The 17,371-nt window shown below is 67.8% G+C and carries 17 protein-coding genes; 12 read left to right on the top strand and 5 right to left on the bottom strand.

Annotated features, from left to right (window positions below; all coding sequences use genetic code 11):
* From AAG801_RS30485 to AAG801_RS30475, 3 genes are all read right to left on the bottom strand, one after another.
* Positions 1 to 700, bottom strand: a 700-nt coding sequence (locus AAG801_RS30485; RefSeq protein ID WP_341891745.1) for an energy transducer TonB, incomplete at its 3' end; no start/stop codon positions are given.
* Between the two features lie 49 nt (positions 701 to 749).
* Positions 750 to 2,822 (bottom strand): RNB domain-containing ribonuclease, encoded by a 2,073-nt coding sequence (locus AAG801_RS30480; protein WP_341891744.1) that lies wholly within the window; start codon positions 2,820 to 2,822, stop codon positions 750 to 752.
* Between the two features lie 60 nt (positions 2,823 to 2,882).
* A complete protein-coding gene (locus AAG801_RS30475; protein WP_192194983.1) occupies positions 2,883 to 3,476 on the bottom strand; it encodes a YqiA/YcfP family alpha/beta fold hydrolase in 594 nt (197 codons plus the stop codon).
* Between the two features lie 267 nt (positions 3,477 to 3,743).
* Between AAG801_RS30475 and AAG801_RS30470 the strand changes: the two genes are divergently transcribed.
* The 6 genes from AAG801_RS30470 to AAG801_RS30445 all read left to right on the top strand — a co-directional run bounded on the left by AAG801_RS30470 (position 3,744) and on the right by AAG801_RS30445 (position 11,001).
* The gene (locus AAG801_RS30470; RefSeq protein ID WP_341891743.1) at positions 3,744 to 4,490 is read left to right on the top strand and encodes a response regulator transcription factor; all 747 of its coding nucleotides are present in this window, start codon (positions 3,744 to 3,746) and stop codon (positions 4,488 to 4,490) included.
* A gap of 6 nt (positions 4,491 to 4,496) precedes the next feature.
* Positions 4,497 to 6,332 carry an ATP-binding protein gene (locus tag AAG801_RS30465; protein WP_341891742.1) on the top strand — a complete coding sequence of 612 codons (1,836 nt, stop codon included), beginning with the start codon at positions 4,497 to 4,499 and terminating at the stop codon, positions 6,330 to 6,332.
* A 35-nt stretch (positions 6,333 to 6,367) separates the two neighbouring features.
* Positions 6,368 to 7,522, top strand: a complete 1,155-nt coding sequence (gene rodA / locus AAG801_RS30460) for a rod shape-determining protein RodA (RefSeq protein WP_101491183.1) — start codon at positions 6,368 to 6,370, stop codon at positions 7,520 to 7,522.
* Between the two features lie 48 nt (positions 7,523 to 7,570).
* Positions 7,571 to 9,031 (top strand): metalloprotease TldD, encoded by a 1,461-nt coding sequence (gene tldD, locus AAG801_RS30455; RefSeq protein ID WP_099795095.1) that lies wholly within the window; start codon positions 7,571 to 7,573, stop codon positions 9,029 to 9,031.
* Positions 9,032 to 9,113: 82 nt separating this feature from the next.
* Positions 9,114 to 9,647: a hypothetical protein gene (locus AAG801_RS30450; protein ID WP_341891741.1), complete on the top strand. Its 534-nt coding sequence runs from the start codon at positions 9,114 to 9,116 to the stop codon at positions 9,645 to 9,647.
* 235 nt (positions 9,648 to 9,882) lie between these two features.
* A complete protein-coding gene (locus AAG801_RS30445) occupies positions 9,883 to 11,001 on the top strand; it encodes a 3-deoxy-7-phosphoheptulonate synthase (RefSeq protein ID WP_341891740.1) in 1,119 nt (372 codons plus the stop codon).
* Positions 11,002 to 11,013: 12 nt separating this feature from the next.
* Here AAG801_RS30445 and AAG801_RS30440 read toward each other — a convergent pair whose 3' ends face one another.
* Together AAG801_RS30440 and mpl are read right to left on the bottom strand one after the other, a co-directional pair.
* Positions 11,014 to 11,523, bottom strand: coding sequence for a cupin domain-containing protein (locus tag AAG801_RS30440; RefSeq protein WP_341891739.1), 510 nt, complete (start codon positions 11,521 to 11,523; stop codon positions 11,014 to 11,016).
* Entirely contained in the window at positions 11,520 to 12,932 is a 1,413-nt protein-coding gene (gene mpl / locus AAG801_RS30435; RefSeq protein ID WP_341891738.1) for a UDP-N-acetylmuramate:L-alanyl-gamma-D-glutamyl-meso-diaminopimelate ligase, read from the bottom strand. The genes AAG801_RS30440 and mpl overlap by 4 nt, the downstream gene beginning before the upstream one ends.
* 101 nt (positions 12,933 to 13,033) lie before the next feature.
* Between mpl and AAG801_RS30430 the strand changes: the two genes are divergently transcribed.
* The 6 genes from AAG801_RS30430 to AAG801_RS30405 all read left to right on the top strand — a co-directional run.
* On the top strand, positions 13,034 to 13,630 hold the full coding sequence (locus AAG801_RS30430; protein ID WP_341891737.1) for a hypothetical protein: 597 nt from the start codon (positions 13,034 to 13,036) through the stop codon (positions 13,628 to 13,630).
* On the top strand, positions 13,631 to 14,191 hold the full coding sequence (locus AAG801_RS30425; protein ID WP_101491178.1) for a TlpA disulfide reductase family protein: 561 nt from the start codon (positions 13,631 to 13,633) through the stop codon (positions 14,189 to 14,191).
* Between the two features lie 101 nt (positions 14,192 to 14,292).
* On the top strand, positions 14,293 to 14,751 hold the full coding sequence (gene accB / locus AAG801_RS30420) for an acetyl-CoA carboxylase biotin carboxyl carrier protein (protein WP_341891736.1): 459 nt from the start codon (positions 14,293 to 14,295) through the stop codon (positions 14,749 to 14,751).
* A gap of 2 nt (positions 14,752 to 14,753) precedes the next feature.
* The gene (accC, locus tag AAG801_RS30415) at positions 14,754 to 16,103 is read left to right on the top strand and encodes an acetyl-CoA carboxylase biotin carboxylase subunit (RefSeq protein ID WP_099795103.1); all 1,350 of its coding nucleotides are present in this window, start codon (positions 14,754 to 14,756) and stop codon (positions 16,101 to 16,103) included.
* 23 nt (positions 16,104 to 16,126) lie between these two features.
* The gene (gene prmA, locus AAG801_RS30410) at positions 16,127 to 17,017 is read left to right on the top strand and encodes a 50S ribosomal protein L11 methyltransferase (protein ID WP_341891735.1); all 891 of its coding nucleotides are present in this window, start codon (positions 16,127 to 16,129) and stop codon (positions 17,015 to 17,017) included.
* Positions 17,018 to 17,099: 82 nt separating this feature from the next.
* Positions 17,100 to 17,371: zinc-ribbon domain-containing protein (locus AAG801_RS30405; protein WP_341891734.1), on the top strand; the 272-nt coding region annotated here is incomplete at its 3' end.

Raw genomic sequence — 17,371 nt, 5'->3', positions numbered from 1 at the left:
TGTTGCCCGAGCTTTCGTCGACCACGGCATCGAGCACGCGCCCGTCGTGGTTGATGGTGACGGTCATCTTGAGTTCGCCGTAGAGCTTCTTGCCGGCTGCGGTCGGGAAGTTCTCGGTGCCCTTGACCTCGATGCGCCGGCGCAGCGTGTCGACGTACAGCGCGTAGGCGGCCTCGCGCGTGGCGGGGCTCAGGTAGCGCTTCTTGGGGCGCGCGTTTTCCTCGTTCACGCGGCGTTCGATCTCGGCGAGCAGCGCGACCATCTGGCGGCGCTTTTCCTCGCGCGCGGCAGCCTCGGTCGGGTCGCCGGCCTGGCGCGGATCGGGCACGGGCATGGCGGCCAGTTCGCGCTTGAGCTGCGCCAGCATCTGCATCTGCTGGGCCTGCATGGCCTCGACCTGGCGGCGCGATTCCTCGAACGAGTCGCCCATGGTGGTGAAGCTCGACGGCGGCAGCGGGCTGGTGGCGCGGCCCTTGTCGAGATCGCCGCCGCCCGCGAGCGTGGTCTGCGCCATCACGCGCGCCGAGGGGTCGGGCTTGTCGTTGGTCTTGCTGTTGACCAGGATCACTTCGAGCGGGGTTTCGCTGAAGACCCGGTTGAACGATTCGGGATCGACGAAGCGCACTGCGAGCAACGCGGCATGCGCGATGACCGACACGCCCAGAGCGATCTGCAGCGTGCTGAGGTCCTTGAGATTCATTCTCGAAACTCCTCCAGGGGGCGCGTGTCTCCGGTCGTTCGACCGGGGGTCATGCAGGCGCGGTCGTCGTCGGGTCGGGTGCGGCTTCGCTGTCGCTCAGGTCGACCGCGATGGCGATCGGGCCGGCGACTTCTTCTTCGTCGTCCTCGCCGCCGCTTTCATCGGCCGCAGCATCGGTTTTCGGCATGTCGAAGCGTTCGAGCACGGTGCCGCTCACGTCGAGCGCGATCTCGTCGATCTCGCCGAGCTTCACGCGCACGCGGGCGCCGCGCTCCTGCTGGCCCGCCACCGGGAACACCAGCGGCAGCGCATCGGCACGCACCAGCGCACCGTTGGGGATGTCCTTGATGACCGTCGCTTCGAGCTCGGTGATGCCGTTCTGCTGCAGGTACTTGAGCGTCCAGAAGCGCTCCATGCCGCCCTGATAGGCGTTGTACGTGGCATAGGCGGCGTCGAAGCCCGAAAGGATCGAGAACAGGTCGGCGTCCTTCGGCTTGAAGGGCGCGGCCAGCGCGGCGGTCTTGCCGTGGCGCGCGGCCGCGATGATCTGCCACTGGTTCACGAGGTCGGTGTAGCGGCGCAGCGGCGAGGTGCTCCAGGCGTAGCTCTTCACGCCCAGGCCCGCGTGCGGCAGCGCGCGCGTGCCCATGCGCACCTTGATGCCGGGCGCCAGGCTGGCCTGGCTGCGGTACAGGCCGGGCACGCCGAGTTCGCCGAGCCAGCCGCCCCAGCTGCTGTTGGCCAGGATCATGGCCTCGGACACGATCAGGTCGAGCGGCGCGCCGCGCTGGCGCGTGGTGATCTGCACCTGCTCGTTGCCGGTGGGCTCGGCGCCGTCGTTGCCGACGAGGCGGAAGTTGTAGTCGGGCCGGCTGAAGTTCTCGGGCTTGCCGCGCACCACTTCGCGCTGCGCCTTCAGGTGCTTGGCGAGGCGGAACAGGAAGCTCAGCGGCGCGCGCAGCTTCGCGGCGGCGTCGGGCGTGTTGTCCGAATTGAAGGTGGCGTCTTCGAGCCAGGGCTGCGTGACGACAGCATCGAGCTGGTCGTGGCGCAGGTTGGCGACGATCGGCACGCGCTCGAGCTTGGTCTCGGTGCCTTGCAGCTCCAGCGTGGCTTCGTCGAAGCGCGCATAGAGCGACACGGCCGGGCGGTCGCCGCCTTCGAGCAGCGTGTAGGTGTCGACCACCTCGTCGGGCAGCATGGTGATCTTGTAGCCCGGCATGTACACGGTGGACATGCGCGCGCGCGCCACGGCGTCGATGGCGCTGCCTGGCGTCAGCGCCAGGCCCGGCGCCGCGATGTGGATGCCGACCGTGATGGTGCCGCTGCCCATGCCCTGCACGGACAGCGCGTCGTCGATTTCGGTGGTCTGCGAGTCGTCGATCGAGAAGGCCCGCACGCCTTCGGCCAGCGGCAGGTCGTCGGCGACGGCCGGCGCCGCGAGCGCGGGAAAGCCGGTGCCCTTGGGGAAGTTCTCGAACAGGAAGCGCCGCCAGTGGAACTGGTAGGGCGAATCGATGGCGCCGGCACGCTCCAGCAGGTCGAGCGGCGGGCGCTGCGTGGCGCGCGCGGCATCGACCACGGCCTTGTACTCGGGCGCGTTCTTGTCGGGCTTGAACAGGATCTTGTAGAGCTGCTCGCGGATCGCCGGCGGGCACACGCCCTCGGCGAGCTGGCCGGCCCATTCGACGATCTGCGCCTGGATGGCTTTCTTCTTCTCGATGGCGGCCAGCGCCTGCTGCACGATCTCGGCGGGCGCCTTCTTGAAGCGCCCCTTGCCCGCGCGGCGGAAGTAGTGCGGCGCCTCGAACAGCGCGAACAGCGCGGCGGCCTGCTGCGCGAGCGTGGGCTTCGCGCTGAAATAGTCGGCGGCCAGGTCGGCAAAGCCGAACTCGCCTTCGGCTGCGAATTCCCAGGCGAGGTCGAGGTCCATGGCTGCGGCCAGCGCGCGCGCCTCGGCCATCAGCTCGGCCGGGGCCGGTTTCTCGAAACGCAGAACGATGTTGGCGCCCTTGACCTTGACGCGCTTGCCGGTCTCGAGCTCGACCTGTGCCGAGGCTTCGGCTTCCGACAGGACGCGGCCGCCGAGGTATTTACCGGCTTCTTCAAACAATACAAACATGCCGCGATTGTCCACGACTCGGCCACCCCGGAGCCGCCGCCCCGGCCGGCGGCGCGCGCCCTAAACAGGGTTGATGAAGGCCATCACGTCGGCCAGGTGCGCTTTTTCGAAGTCGGACAGCGCATGGTCGCCGCCCTCGAGCAGCTTGATGCGGCTGTCGGGATAGCGTGCCGACATCTCGTGCCAGTCGAGCGCTTCGTCGCCCTTGGCGATGATCGCGAACAGGCGCTCCGGCCGCGTGAGCGCGCCGATTTCCATGGCGCGCAGTTCCTGGATGAACTCCGGCTGGAAATAGAAGTGCTCGGCCGGGTCGTGCCAGGCGGTCTGGCTGCCGATGTAGCGCGTGAGGTCGCGCGCCGGGTGCACCGCGGGGTTGAGCAGCACGGCACGGCAGCGGGTCATGCCGGCGACGTAGGTGGCGTAGAAACCGCCGAGCGACGAGCCGATCACCGCCATCGATTTGCGTGGCCAGTCTGCGATGCCCTTCATCACCATGTCGATGGCGTCGTGCGGCGACGGTGGCAGTTGCGGACACCACCACTCCAGGTTCGGATGCTCTTGTGCCACGTGCTTCGCCACCAGCCGCGCCTTGGTGGAGCGGGGCGACGAGCGGAAGCCGTGCAGGTACAACAGATGGGTGGTTTGCGGGTCCATGGGAGAAGGTGACTGGCGGTGCGCAGGGCGCGCCCCGTGGCCGGGTTCAGACAATTTTGCATGAGGTCCGCGCCGCTGCTGGTGTGGTGACCCCACAAATCCCTGCGAATCAGCCAATGACGAGGCGACAAGCACGTGTCTGGAATTCGAAAGTATTCACGGTGCGGCGCAGGGGGAAGAGATGCGACAAGTTTCGTGACGCATCTGGCACGGGGCATCCCATGAACGGGTGAGGTTCGCCGGGCGTGGCAGCAGGTGTCGAGGCTTATGCTTCAACCCATGAATACCGAGGCACAGGATGACGGGATGCCACGCCGCTGGGGCGTGCTCGTGGTGGAGGACGACAGCCGCGCACGCGCCTTCTTCGAAGCGAGCGTGCAGCGCAGCCCGCGCCTGTTCTGGCTCGGCAGCGCCGGCACGGTGCAGGAAGCGCGCAGCTGGCTGGCCGCCACCGCAACCATCCCCGATGTGCTGCTGGTCGATCTCGGCATGCCCGACGGCACCGGGCTCGACGTGATCCGCGACGCCGTCGCGCGCTTTCCCGGCTGCGAGCCACTGGTGGTGTCGGTCTTCGGTGACGAAGAGAACGTGCTCGCCAGCATCGAGGCCGGCGCCGTGGGCTACATCCACAAGGACGCCGCACCGGAAGACATCGCGCAGACCATCGTCGAGATGAAGGCCGGCGCCTCGCCGATCTCGCCCATGATCGCGCGCCGCGTGCTCGCCAAGTACCGCAGCAGCCTGCAGGCGGCCGTTCCGGGGGGCGCCGGCGCGGCGCCGGCAGAGTCGGCACCCGACGAGAGCGACCGCGGCCTGCTGTCGGCGCGCGAACACGAGGTGCTGACGCTGATTGCGCGCGGCTTCTCGTACGCCGAGATCGCGCGCCTCAAGGGGCTGAGCGTGCACACGGTGCAGACCCACATCAAGAACCTCTACGGCAAGCTCGCGGTGCATTCCAAGAGCGAAGCGGTGTTCGAGGCCACGCGCCTCGGCCTGCTGTCCCACCCGGGCTGAGGACGGATGCTGAGGCGGCTGGCGTTCCTGTGCCTGCTGGGGCAGGCGGCGCTGTTTGCCGCGGGGGGCGCTGCCGCCGCCGAGGCGCAGGGGCCGATCGAGCTGCGCCACGCCATGGTGACCACCACCATCGACGGTGTCGCGCAGACCGAAGCGGTCGACCTGTCGTATCACTGGGACCGTCGGCACCGCGGCCGCACCGGCTTCGCGAGCTTCGACCTGCCGTTCCGGGTCGAGGCTGTGTCCGAGGTGCCCTGGGGCGTCTTCATTCCCCGCGCCGGCAGCGTCTTCGAAGTGCAGCTCAACGGCGCGCTGCTGCAGGCCTATGGTGACCTCAGCCAGGGCAACCGCGCCGACTACGCCAAGGCCCCCGTCTACGTGCCGGTGCCCGGGCGGCTGCTGAAAGAGGGCGAGAACCTGCTGCAGATCCGCATCCGCGCCGACAGCGAACGGCGCGCGGGCCTGTCGCGCCTCACCATCGGGCCGGCGACGCCGGTGCGCACCGCGCTGTTCGAGCGCGCCTATGCGTGGCGCTTCACGGGGTCGGTGCTGCTGACGGCGTTCAGCCTCATCGTCGGCAGCATCGCGCTGGCGCTGTGGTTCACGCAGGTCGACACCGGCGCGACCGGCCGCCGCCAGCGCGACGCCCTCTATTTCTGGGCCGCGCTCGCCGAGTTCTGCTGGGCCGTGCGGGTGGCCGACGCCATGATTCCCGAGCCGCCGCTGCCGTGGCAGCTCTGGGGCGTGCTGATGGCCGGCTGCTACGCGGGCTGGGCCGCGTCGGCCATGATGTTCTGCTACCACCTCGCCGACTGGGCGCAGAACCCGCGCCTGCGTTGGGCGCGCTGGCCGATGGCGGCCGTGGTGGCCGGCACCGTGGTGTTCACCTGGCTGGCACTGAACCGCGAGGAGCCGCGCTGGCTCACGGCCTGGCTGGCAGTCGAGATCACCATCGTCGTCGGCTTCGTGATCGCCTTTGCCGTCGCCACGGTGCACCGGCCCAGTGTCGAGCGGCTGCTGGTGGCCGGCGCCGCGCTGGTCACGGTGGCCTTCGGCGTGCGCGACTGGCTGGTGATCCGCCTGAGCGACGCCTACGGCGAAACCACCTGGGTGCGCTACACCTCGGTGCTGTTCGGCGTGGCGCTGCTGCTCATCGTGCTGCGGCGCTTTCACTTTGCCAGCGTGCAGGCGCGCGGCTGGGTCAAGATGCTGGCCGACCGGGTGGCGCAGCGCGAGCGCGAACTGGCGGCTACCTACGCCGAGCTGGAGGAGGTGGCGCGCGACCAGGCGCGCACCCACGAGCGCGAGCGCATCTTGCGCGACATGCACGACGGCGTGGGCTCGCACATCAGCTCGGCGATCCGCCAGCTGCAGTCGGGCCAGACCAGCCCCGAAGAGCTGCTGCGCACCCTGCGCGACTCGCTCGACCAGCTCAAGCTGTCGATCGACTCCATCCACCTGCCGCCCGGCGATGTCGGCGCGCTGCTGGCGGCGCTGCGCTACCGGCTGGAGCCCCGGCTGGCCGCCGCCGACATCGCCTTCGAATGGGGCGTGGACGAGCTGCCCCCGGTGACGCAGCTCGACGCCCACGCCACGCGGCAGCTGCAGTTTTTGCTGTTCGAGGCCATCTCGAACGTGCTGCAGCACGCCCACGCGAGCGCGCTGCGCATCGAGGCCGACGCGCGCGGCGGCGGCGTGCACTTGCGCGTGATCGACAACGGCGTGGGCTTCGACGCCGCGGAGGTGCCGAAGGCGCTGTCGAAGCGCGCCGCCGCCATCGGGGCCCGCCTGGCGCTCGAAAGCCGACCGGGGCGCACGGTCGTTCAGCTCGGTTTCGACTGATCGGGGCGGCGGGGCGCGGATAATCCGCCCCCATCATGTCTGCCGTGTTCAATCAGCCCTCCCTGGCGCGTCGCATTGCGCCCATCTTCCAGGGCTTCGACGGCTTCCTGGCCTTTGCCGTGCTGCTGCTCGTCTTTGCCGGGCTGCTCACCATGTATTCCTCCGGCTATGACCATGGCACGCGTTTTCTCGACCATGGCCGCAACATGCTGCTGGCCGGGGGCATCATGTTCGTGGTGGCGCAGGTGCCGCCCCAGCGGCTCATGGTGTTTGCGGTGCCGCTCTACGCGGCGGGGGTGGCGCTGCTGATTGCGGTGGCGCTGTTCGGCATCACCAAGAAGGGCGCCCAGCGCTGGATCAATGTGGGCGTGGTGATCCAGCCCAGCGAAATCCTGAAAATCGCGATGCCCCTGATGCTGGCCTGGTGGTTCCAGCGCCGCGAAGGCCAGCTGCGGCCGCTCGACTTCGTGGTGGCGACGGTGCTGCTGGCGGTGCCGGTCGGGCTCATCATGAAGCAGCCCGACCTGGGCACCTCGCTGCTGGTGCTGGCGGCCGGGCTGGCCGTGATCTTCTTTGCCGGACTGCCGTGGAAGCTCATCGTGCCGCCGGTGGTGATCGGCGCGGTGGCCATCACGCTCATCGTCGGTTTCGAGTCGCGGCTGTGCGTCGACGGCGTCGACTGGCGCGTGCTGCACGACTACCAGAAGCAACGCGTGTGCACGCTGCTCGACCCCAGCAAAGACCCACTGGGCAAAGGCTTCCACATCATCCAGGGAATGATCGCCATCGGCTCGGGCGGCGTCGGCGGCAAGGGCTTCATGCAGGGCACGCAGACGCACCTCGAGTTCATTCCCGAGCGCACCACCGACTTCATCTTCGCGGCGTATTCCGAGGAATTCGGCCTGATCGGCAACCTGGCGCTGATCGCGGCCTTCATCCTGCTCATCTTCCGCGGGCTGACCATTGCGCTGAACGCGACCACGCTGTTCTCGCGCCTGCTGGCCGGGGCGGTGACCATGATCTTCTTCACCTACGCCTTCGTGAACATGGGCATGGTCAGCGGCATCCTGCCGGTGGTGGGCGTGCCGCTGCCGTTCATCAGCTACGGCGGCACCGCCATGGTCACGCTGGGGCTGGGGCTGGGGCTGCTGATGTCGATCGCCCGGGCGCGAAAACTGTCCCAGAACTAGAGTCCCCCGGGGCGGCACGGACGGGGGCGGCTGCCTAGAATGGCAGCCATGATCTCTCGCGAACCCACCATCGAGCGCTTGGCTATAGCGCAACAGCTCCTGCTCACGCCGTTCGGCCTGGACGAATCGCACCTGAGCAAGGCACTGGCCGAGATCACCGCGCACCGCGTGGACGATGCCGACCTGTACTTCCAGTACACCCGCAGCGAGGGCTGGAGCCTCGAGGAAGGCATCGTCAAGACCGGCAGCTTCAGCATCGACCAGGGCGTCGGCGTGCGCGCCGTGAGCGGCGAGAAAACCGCTTTTGCCTACTCGGACGACATCTCCGAGGCTTCGCTGCTCGACGCGGCGCGCACGGTGCGCTCCATTTCCTCCGCCGGTCGCACGGCCCGCGTGAAGACGCCCGCCCGCAAGATCGCCGCGAGCCGCTCGCTCTACAACGGCGTCGATCCCATTTCCACGCTCGACAGCACCGCCAAGGTCAAGCTGCTCGAACGGGTCGAGAAGCTGGCCCGTTCGCGCGATCCGCGCGTGGCGCAGGTCATGGCCGGCCTGGCCAGCGAGTACGACGTGATCCTGGTGGCGCGCGCCGACGGCACGCTGGCGGCCGATGTGCGCCCGCTGGTGCGGTTGTCGGTCACCGTGATCGCCGAGCAGAACGGGCGCCGCGAAGTCGGTTCGGGCGGCGGCGGCGGGCGTTTTGGCCTGGCTTACTTCACCGACGAGCAGATCGCCGAGTACGTCGACCACGCCGTGAAGGCCGCGCTGACCAACCTCGACGCCCGCCCGGCCCCGGCCGGCGAGATGACGGTGGTGCTCGGCTCCGGCTGGCCCGGCATCCTGCTGCACGAAGCCATCGGCCACGGCCTGGAGGGCGACTTCAACCGCAAGGGCTCGAGCGCGTTCTCGGGCCGCATCGGCCAGCGCGTGGCGGCCAAGGGTGTCACGGTGCTCGATGACGGCACCATCGCCGACCGCCGCGGCTCGCTCAACGTGGACGACGAAGGCCACGCCAGCCAGCGCAACGTGCTGATCGAGGACGGCATCCTCAAGGGCTACATCCAGGACTCGATGAACGCGCGCCTCATGAAGGTCAAGCCCACGGGCAACGGTCGCCGCGAGAGCTACGCCCACGTCCCGATGCCGCGCATGACCAACACCTACATGCTGGGCGGCGACAAGGACCCGAAGGAAATCGTCGCCAGCATCAAGAAGGGCCTGTACGCCACCAACTTCGGCGGCGGGCAGGTCGACATCACGAGCGGCAAGTTCGTGTTCTCGGCCAGCGAGGCCTTCTGGGTCGAGAACGGCAAGATCCAGTACCCGGTGAAGGGCGCGACCATCGTGGGCAACGGCCCCGACGCGCTCACCCGCGTGACCATGATCGGCAACGACATGGCGCTCGATTCGGGCGTCGGCACCTGCGGCAAAGAGGGCCAGAGCGTGCCCGTCGGCGTCGGCCAGCCGACCCTTCGCATCGATGGCCTGACCGTAGGTGGAACGGCTTAGGACTTTCGGCACTTGCCGGCTGTTTCCTTCGGTTGCTAAGCTGCGCTCCTTTTTTGCGAACGACGAATCAAGGAGCATCTCAATGGGGAACAGGATCAATTCGCCCGCCGTGCTGTGGGCTGTGACCGCCGTGGTGGCGCTGGCCACCGTCGGTTGCGCATCGCGCGGCAGTTCGGGCAGCCAGCCCGCCGCCGCACCGGCACCCGCTGCTGCAGCGCCCGCGGCGCCCAGCGGTTCGAAGGCCGGCTTGGACGCCCGTGGCAACGTGGTCGACTCGTCCAAGGTCGAGGCCGGCAGCGGCCGCACCGTCAAGGGCATGAACGGCTACGAAGGCGAGATCACCGGCAACCCGGCGCGCAACAGCAAGTTCACGCGTCTGCAGATCGGCATGAGCACCAAGCAGGTCACCGACCTCGCCGGCCAGCCCACCGACCAGGGCGCCTACATGACGGGCAAGGCCTGGATTCCGTTCTACTTCGGCAGCGATCGTCACCGTTTCGAGATGACCTACAAGGGCCAGGGCCGCCTGATCTTCGCGGGCGGCGGCATGGGCGATTTCAGCAGCGGCAACCTGATCTGGATCATTCACAACGCCAACGAATCGGGCTACCGGTAAAAACAACACCGACCCGGCCACGCGGCCGGGTTTTTATTTTCCGTGCTACATTCCGCCCACATGTCCGCCCTCCGCGCTTACTTTTTTGCCTACTTTTGGTTCCCGGTTTCCGGCGGACGAGAGGCGAGCGCGTAAAGCAAACGAACACCCTCCCAGAACCGCCGGTGGCTTCAAGCCCCCGGCGGTTTTTTTATGCCCTGACGATTTTTCATTCACACCCACAAGGAAGAGAACCATGAGCACGAACACCCCTCCCGCCGGCGACAGCTGGTATGCGAGCGTCGAAAAAACCAGCAAGACCGACGACGAACGCATCAAGGACATCAACGTGCTCCCCCCTCCCGAACATCTGATCCGCTTCTTCCCGATCCGCGGCACGCCGATCGAAACGCTGATCACCGGCACCCGCCGTGGCATCCACAACATCATGGCCGGCAAGGACGACCGGCTGCTGGTGATCATGGGCCCGTGTTCGATCCACGACCCGGCCGCGGCCCTCGAGTACGCCCGCCGCCTCAAGGCCGAGCGCGACAAGTACGCCGGCACGCTGGAAATCGTGATGCGCGTGTACTTCGAAAAGCCGCGCACCACGGTCGGCTGGAAGGGGCTCATCAACGACCCGTACTTGGACGAGAGCTACCGCATCGACGAAGGCCTGCGCATCGCACGCCAGCTGCTGATCGACATCAACCGCATCGGCCTGCCGGCGGGCAGCGAATTCCTCGACGTGATCTCGCCGCAGTACATCGGCGACCTGATCGCCTGGGGCGCCATCGGTGCGCGCACCACCGAAAGCCAGGTGCACCGCGAGCTGGCCTCGGGCCTCTCGGCACCGATCGGCTTCAAGAACGGCACCGACGGCAACATTCGCATCGCCACCGACGCCATCCAGGCGGCGGCACGCGGCCACCACTTCCTGTCGGTGCACAAGAACGGCCAGGTCGCGATCGTGCAGACCAACGGCAACCGCGACTGCCACGTGATCCTGCGCGGCGGCAAGACGCCGAACTACGACGCCGCCAGCGTCGAAGCCGCGTGCAAGGACCTCGAAGCCGCCAAGCTGCCGCCCACGCTCATGGTCGATTGCAGCCACGCCAACAGCTCCAAGCAGCACCAGAAGCAGATCGACGTGGCGAAGGACATCGCCGACCAGATCGCCGGTGGCTCCAAGCGCGTGTTTGGCGTGATGATCGAAAGCCATCTGCAGGCGGGCGCCCAGAAGTTCACGCCGGGCAAGGACCAGCTGTCGGGCCTCGAGTACGGCAAGAGCATCACCGATGCGTGCATCGGCTGGGACGATTCGGTGCAGGTGCTTGAGACCTTGTCTCAAGCGGTCAAGCAGCGCCGGGGCTGAGCCGGTAATTAGTTAGAGCATGGGGGCCAGGTCGGGCCAGTGGTGCCGCATCGACGCCGCTTCGTCGCTGCCCTGCGGCACCAGCGAGAAATCCGCGAAGTCGAAGCCCGGCCCGACCATGCAGGCGACCAGCGAGTAGTCGCCGGCCGCGTGGCCCTGGATCGGGCGCGCGGCCTGCCATTGGCCGGCGGGCACCACGTGCTGCGGGCGCGTGCCGTGGATATCGACCGGGCCCAGCTTCACGTGGGCCGGCGCGGTCCGCATCGCGGCATCGCAGGTCCACAGCGCCAGCGGCACGCCTTCCAGATGCACCCAGACTTCATCGGACAGCACCCGGTGCCAGCGCGAATGCTGGTGGGCTTCGAGCAGGAAATAGATGCTGGTCAGCGCGCTGCGCGACGCGCGGCCGTCAGCAGGCGTCACGCTCGCGGCCGACCGGAACACCTCGCTGTACCAGCCGCCCTCGGGGTGGGGCTGGAGCTTCAGGGTGTCGATCAGCTCACGCGCGCGCATGCTGCTCATGACCCGTGGGCGGCGCGCAGGGCGTCCAGCAGTTTCTCGTGCACGCCGCCGAAGCCGCCGTTGCTCATGCAGACGATGTGATCGCCCGGCCGCGCGGCGGCCACCACCTGCTGCACCAGCGGCTCGATGGCACCGGCGACCTTGGCGCGTGCGCCCATCGGCGCCAGCGCGGCGGCTGCGTCCCAGTCGAGACCGGCCGTGTGGCAGAACGACAGGTCGGCCGATTCCAGGCTCCATGGCAGTTGCGCGGCCATCACGCCCAGCTTCATCGTATTGCTGCGCGGCTCGAAGGCCGCGAGGATGCGCTCACTTTGCTTGCCGGCATCGTCGAGCTTCTTGCGCAGACCGTCGAGCGTGGTGCGGATCGCCGTGGGGTGGTGCGCGAAGTCGTCGTAGACGGTGATCGCGCCGCCGGTGCCCTCGACCGTGCCGCGCAGCTCCATGCGTCGGCGCACGTTGCGAAAGCGCCCGAGCGCACGGGCCGCGTCGGCCGGCGGCACGCCCACGTGGTCGGCGGCCGCGATGGCGGCCAGCGCGTTCATCTGGTTGTGCAGGCCCGAGAGTGCCCACTCGACCCGGCCGACCACCTCGCCGCGGTGCAGCACGTCGAAGGCGTCGTGCGTGCCGCGCGCCTGCCATTCCGTGGCCGGACCGCCATCGCCGAAACGGGCGAGCTCGCTCCAGCAGCCCTGGGCCAGCACGCGCTGCAGGCTCTCTTCGGTGGCGTTCACCACCAGGCGCCCGGTGCCGGGCACGGTGCGCACGAGGTGATGGAACTGGCGTTCGATGGCAGCCAGATCGTCAAAGATGTCGGCGTGATCGAACTCCAGGTTGTTCAGCACCGCGGTGCGCGGCCGGTAGTGAACGAACTTGCTGCGCTTGTCGAAGAAGGCGGTGTCGTACTCGTCGGCCTCGATCACGAAGGCCGGGCCGTCGCCCAACCGGGCCGACACGCCGAAGTCCAGCGGCACGCCGCCGACCAGGAAACCGGGCGCCTTGCCGCCTTGTTCGAGCACCCAGGCCAGCATCGAGGTGGTGGTCGTCTTGCCGTGCGTGCCGGCCACGGCCAGCACGTGCCGGCCCTGCAGCACGTGCTCGGCCAGCCACTGCGGGCCGCTGGTGTAGGGCTTGCCGGCGTCCAGGATGGCTTCCATCAGCGGGAACTTGGGGCTGCCGTCGGGCAGGCGGGCCCGCGAGACCACGTTGCCGACCACGAACATGTCGGGGGCGAGGGCCAGCTGGTCGGCGCCAAAGCCTTCGATCAGGTCGATGCCGAGCGCGCGCAGCTGGTCGCTCATCGGGGGGTACACGCCGGCGTCGCAGCCGGTGACCCGGTGGCCTGCTTCGCGTGCGAGGGCGGCCACACCGCCCATGAACGTGCCGCAGATACCCAGAATATGAATGTGCATCGGCCAATTCTAGGGAGGCGCTGCGGGTGCCTCGGCCGCTTCGCCCCGGGCGCCGTACTGATGTTCATGTGAGGGACGCTCGCAGCGGGCAAAATGCCCCGATGGACACGTCCAAGCGTGAGATCGCAGCCGTTGCCGCCCGACTCGTCGTCGAGGAGGGGCTCGAGTACGGCCCGGCCAAGCGCCGGGCGCTGCGTGAACTCAGCCTCCCGACGCGCACCGCGCTGCCCAACAACGACGAGGTCGAGGTCGAGGTGCGCGACTACATCGCGCTTTTCTGCGCCGACACCCAGCCCCAGGAACTGCACGCGCTGCGTCTGCTCGCGCTCGAATGGATGGAGCGCATGGCCGTGTTTCGGCCGCATGTGGGCGGCGCGGTCTGGCATGGCACGGCCACACGTTTGTCAGACATTTATATTCAATTGTTCTGCGATGATTCCAAGTCGGCCGAAATCGCCCTGATCGATCACCACGTGGACTACGAGCCGCGCATGGTGACCGGCTTCCATGGCGAACAGGTCGAAGCCCTCAGCGTCCACGCGCCGAGCCGGGCGCTGGGCGAGGAAATCGGGGTGCACCTGCTGGTGTACGACCTCGACGACCTGCGCGGCGCCCTCAAGCCCGACGCCCAGGGGCGAGCGCCGCGCGGCGACCTGAACGCGCTGCGCCGACGCATTGAACAAGAAAAGGACCAGTGAATGACTTCAACGCCCACACGACGCGGCATGCTGTATGCCGGCGTGGCGGCAGTCGCTGCCGCGGCCGGCGTGGCCGGCGCCTGGTGGCGGGAGCGCAATGACAGCGGCGTGGCGGCGACGGGCGGCGAAAAGCTCGATGCGGCCATGTTCTGGGACCAGCGCTTCGAGCGCCCCGAGGGCGGCGAGCTGGCGCTGACGAGCCTGCGCGGCAAGCCCGTGCTGCTCAACTTCTGGGCCACGTGGTGCCCGCCCTGCGTCGAAGAAATGCCGATGATCGACGCTTTTTTCCGCGAACATGGCGCCAACGGCTGGCAAGTGGTCGGGTTGGCCATCGATCAACCCAGTGCCGTGCGCAAGTTCCTGCAGCGCACGCCGGTCACCTATCCGACCGCATTGGCCGGGTTGCAGGGCATGGAACTGGTCAAGAATCTGGGCAACACCGGGGGTGGCCTGCCGTTCACCCTGGTGCTTCATGGCGATGGTTCCGTGCTGGCTCGTAAAATGGGCAAGCTTGAAACCACCGACCTGGACGCTTGGCGACGCCAACTTGTTCACGGTTAGAATTTAAATACACAAGCTGGCGTTAGACGCCAAACGCCGAAAATCGACGGTTTTCGGTCAAGTTCTTTCCTAAAGACCGGCAAAGCTGGCACTGGAGTCCCATGGATCTGCGCAAACTCAAGACACTGATCGATCTGGTGTCCGAATCGAATATTTCCGAACTGGAAATCACCGAAACCGAAGGCAAGGTCCGCATCGTCAAGGGTGGCGGTGCCGCCCCCGTGCAGTACGTGCAGACCCTGGCCGCTGCGCCCGCTGTGGCAGCGCCCGTGGCTGGTGCTGTCGCCCCGGCCGCCGCTGCCCCCGCTGTCGAAGCCGCCCCGAGCGGCCATGCCGTGAAGTCGCCGATGGTCGGCACCTTCTACCGTTCGTCCAGCCCCGGTGCTGCGGCCTTTGTCGAAATCGGCAGCAAGGTGAACGAGGGCGACACGGTCTGCATCATCGAGGCGATGAAGATCCTCAACGAAATCGAGGCCGACAAGTCCGGCACGATCACCCAGATCCTCGGCGAAAACGGCCAGGCGGTCGAATACGGCCAGCCGCTGTTCATCATCGAGTAAGCATGTTCAAGAAGATTCTGGTCGCCAATCGCGGCGAGATTGCCCTTCGGATTCAGCGTGCCTGCAGCGAGATGGGCATCAAGGCCGTGATGGTCTATTCCGAGGCTGATCGCGACGCCAAGTACGTCAAGCTGGCACAGGAAGCCGTCTGCATCGGCCCCGCGCCGTCAGGCCTGAGCTACCTCAACATGCCGGCCATCATTTCGGCCGCCGAGGTGACGGATGCCGAAGCCATTCACCCCGGCTACGGTTTCCTGAGCGAGAACGCCAATTTCGCCGAACGCGTGGAGCAAAGCGGCTTCCAGTTCATCGGCCCGACGCCCGACAACATCCGCACGATGGGTGACAAGGTCTCGGCCAAGCAGGCCATGATCAAGGCCGGTGTGCCTTGCGTGCCCGGCTCGGAAGGCGAACTGTCCGACGACGCCGCCACCAACAAGCGCATCGCCCGTGCGATCGGTTATCCGGTCATCATCAAGGCGGCAGGCGGCGGCGGTGGTCGCGGCATGCGCGTGGTGCACACCGAGGCGGCGCTGGTCAACGCGATCCAGATGACCAAGGCGGAAGCCGGCGCGGCCTTCAACAACCCGGCCGTGTACATGGAGAAGTTTCTCCAGAACCCGCGCCACATCGAAATCCAGATCCTCGCGGACAAGCACAAGAACGCCGTCTACCTGGGCGAGCGCGACTGCTCCATGCAGCGTCGCCACCAGAAGGTGATCGAGGAATCGCCGGCCCCCGGCATTCCGCGCAAGCTGATCGAGAAGATCGGCGAGCGCTGTGCAGCGGCCTGCAAGAAGATTGGCTACCGCGGCGCCGGCACCTTCGAGTTCCTGTACGAGAACGGCGAGTTCTACTTCATCGAGATGAACACGCGCGTGCAGGTGGAGCACCCGGTCACGGAGTTCACCACCGGCATTGACATCGTGAAGACGCAGATCATGGTCGCCGCCGGCGAGAAGCTGCCGTTCACGCAGCGCCAGATCGAGATGCGCGGCCACGCCATCGAGGTGCGCATCAACGCCGAAGACCCGTGGAAGTTCACGCCGTCGCCGGGTCGCATCACCATGTGGCACCCGCCGGGTGGCCCGGGCGTTCGCGTCGACTCGCACGTGTACACCAACTACTTCGTGCCCCCGAACTACGACTCGATGATCGGCAAGATCATCGTGTACGGCGACACGCGCGAGCAGGCCATGGCGCGCATGCGCACGGCCCTGAACGAGACCGTGATCGAAGGCATCCAGACCAACATGCCGCTGCACCGCGAGCTGATGGTCGACGCCAAGTTCATGAGCGGCGGCACGAACATCCACTACCTCGAAGAGTGGCTCGCAGCGCACAAGCGCTGAGTCCACGCGCGAAAACGCCCTGTATGTTTGAACTCCGCCTGATGGCGCCGGAAGACCGGGTCGAATGGCTCGGCGATGCGCTCGACGCACTCGATGCGCTGAGCGTGTCGGTCGAAGACGCCGACGCGCAAACCGATGCCGAGCAGGCCCTGTTCGGCGAGCCCGGCATGCCGCCGCCCAAGGAGGGCTGGCAGCGTTCGCGCGTGATCGCGCTGTTCCCCGATGAAGCTGCTGCCAACGAGGCGGCTTCGGTGCTCGCGCTGCAGGACCTCTTCGGCGGTTGTGCGGTGCTCGGCGTGGCACCGGTGCCTGACCAGGACTGGGTGCGGCTCACGCAATCGCAGTTCGCACCGGTCGAGATCACGCCCGAGTTCTGGATCGTGCCGACCTGGCACGAGCCGCCCGCGCAAGCCAAGCAGGTGATCCGGCTCGACCCGGGCCTGGCCTTCGGCACCGGAACGCACCCGACCACGCGCATGTGCCTGCGCTGGATCGCGACGCAAGGAGAGGGCGCCTTTGCGGTCCAGCGCGTGCTCGACTACGGCTGCGGCTCCGGCATCCTGGCCATCGGTGCGGCGAAGTTCGGCGCGCGCGCCATCGACGCCGTCGACATCGACGAAGCCGCGGTCTCCTCGACCCGGCTCAATGCCGAAGCCAACGGCGTGCAACTGAACGCCGGCCTGCCCGACGCGGCCCAGGGCGAGTACCAGACGGTGCTCGCCAACATCCTCGCGACGCCGCTCAAGGTGCTGGCGCCGCTGCTGCGCAGCCATGTGGCCGCCGGCGGTTCGCTGGTGCTGGCCGGCATCCTCGAGCGCCAGGCCGACGAGCTGAAGGCGGCCTACGCGCCGTACGCCGCGCTCGAAGTCAGCGACACCGAGGACGGCTGGATCCTCATGACCGCGCGCTGCTGAGGCGCGCGGCCGGGCGCTCGCGCTGCGGGTGCCCCGGGCACCTGCCTGCACGGCGAGGGCCCAACCCTACAATCGCCCGGTCATGAGCCTCGTCACGCGTTGCCCCGCCTGCACCACCACCTTCAAGGTGGTGCGCGACCAGCTTCGCATCTCGGACGGTTGGGTGCGCTGCGGCCGCTGCAGCCATGTGTTCGATGCGACGCTCGATCTGCAGGATGCGCCCGACGGTGCCGTGTCCGCGCCAGCCACACCGGCACCCGCGCCGGCCCCTTCGCCGATGGCTTCGATGGCCGCACTGGTGGCGTCTTTCGACGACGCACGCATCGACCTGACGGCCGTGCGGCCGACGGTCGA

Source organism: Variovorax sp. YR752, assembly GCF_943372545.1.
The sequence above is the reverse complement of the archived record's forward strand: the minus strand, read 5'-3'. Positions and strand labels throughout refer to the sequence as shown.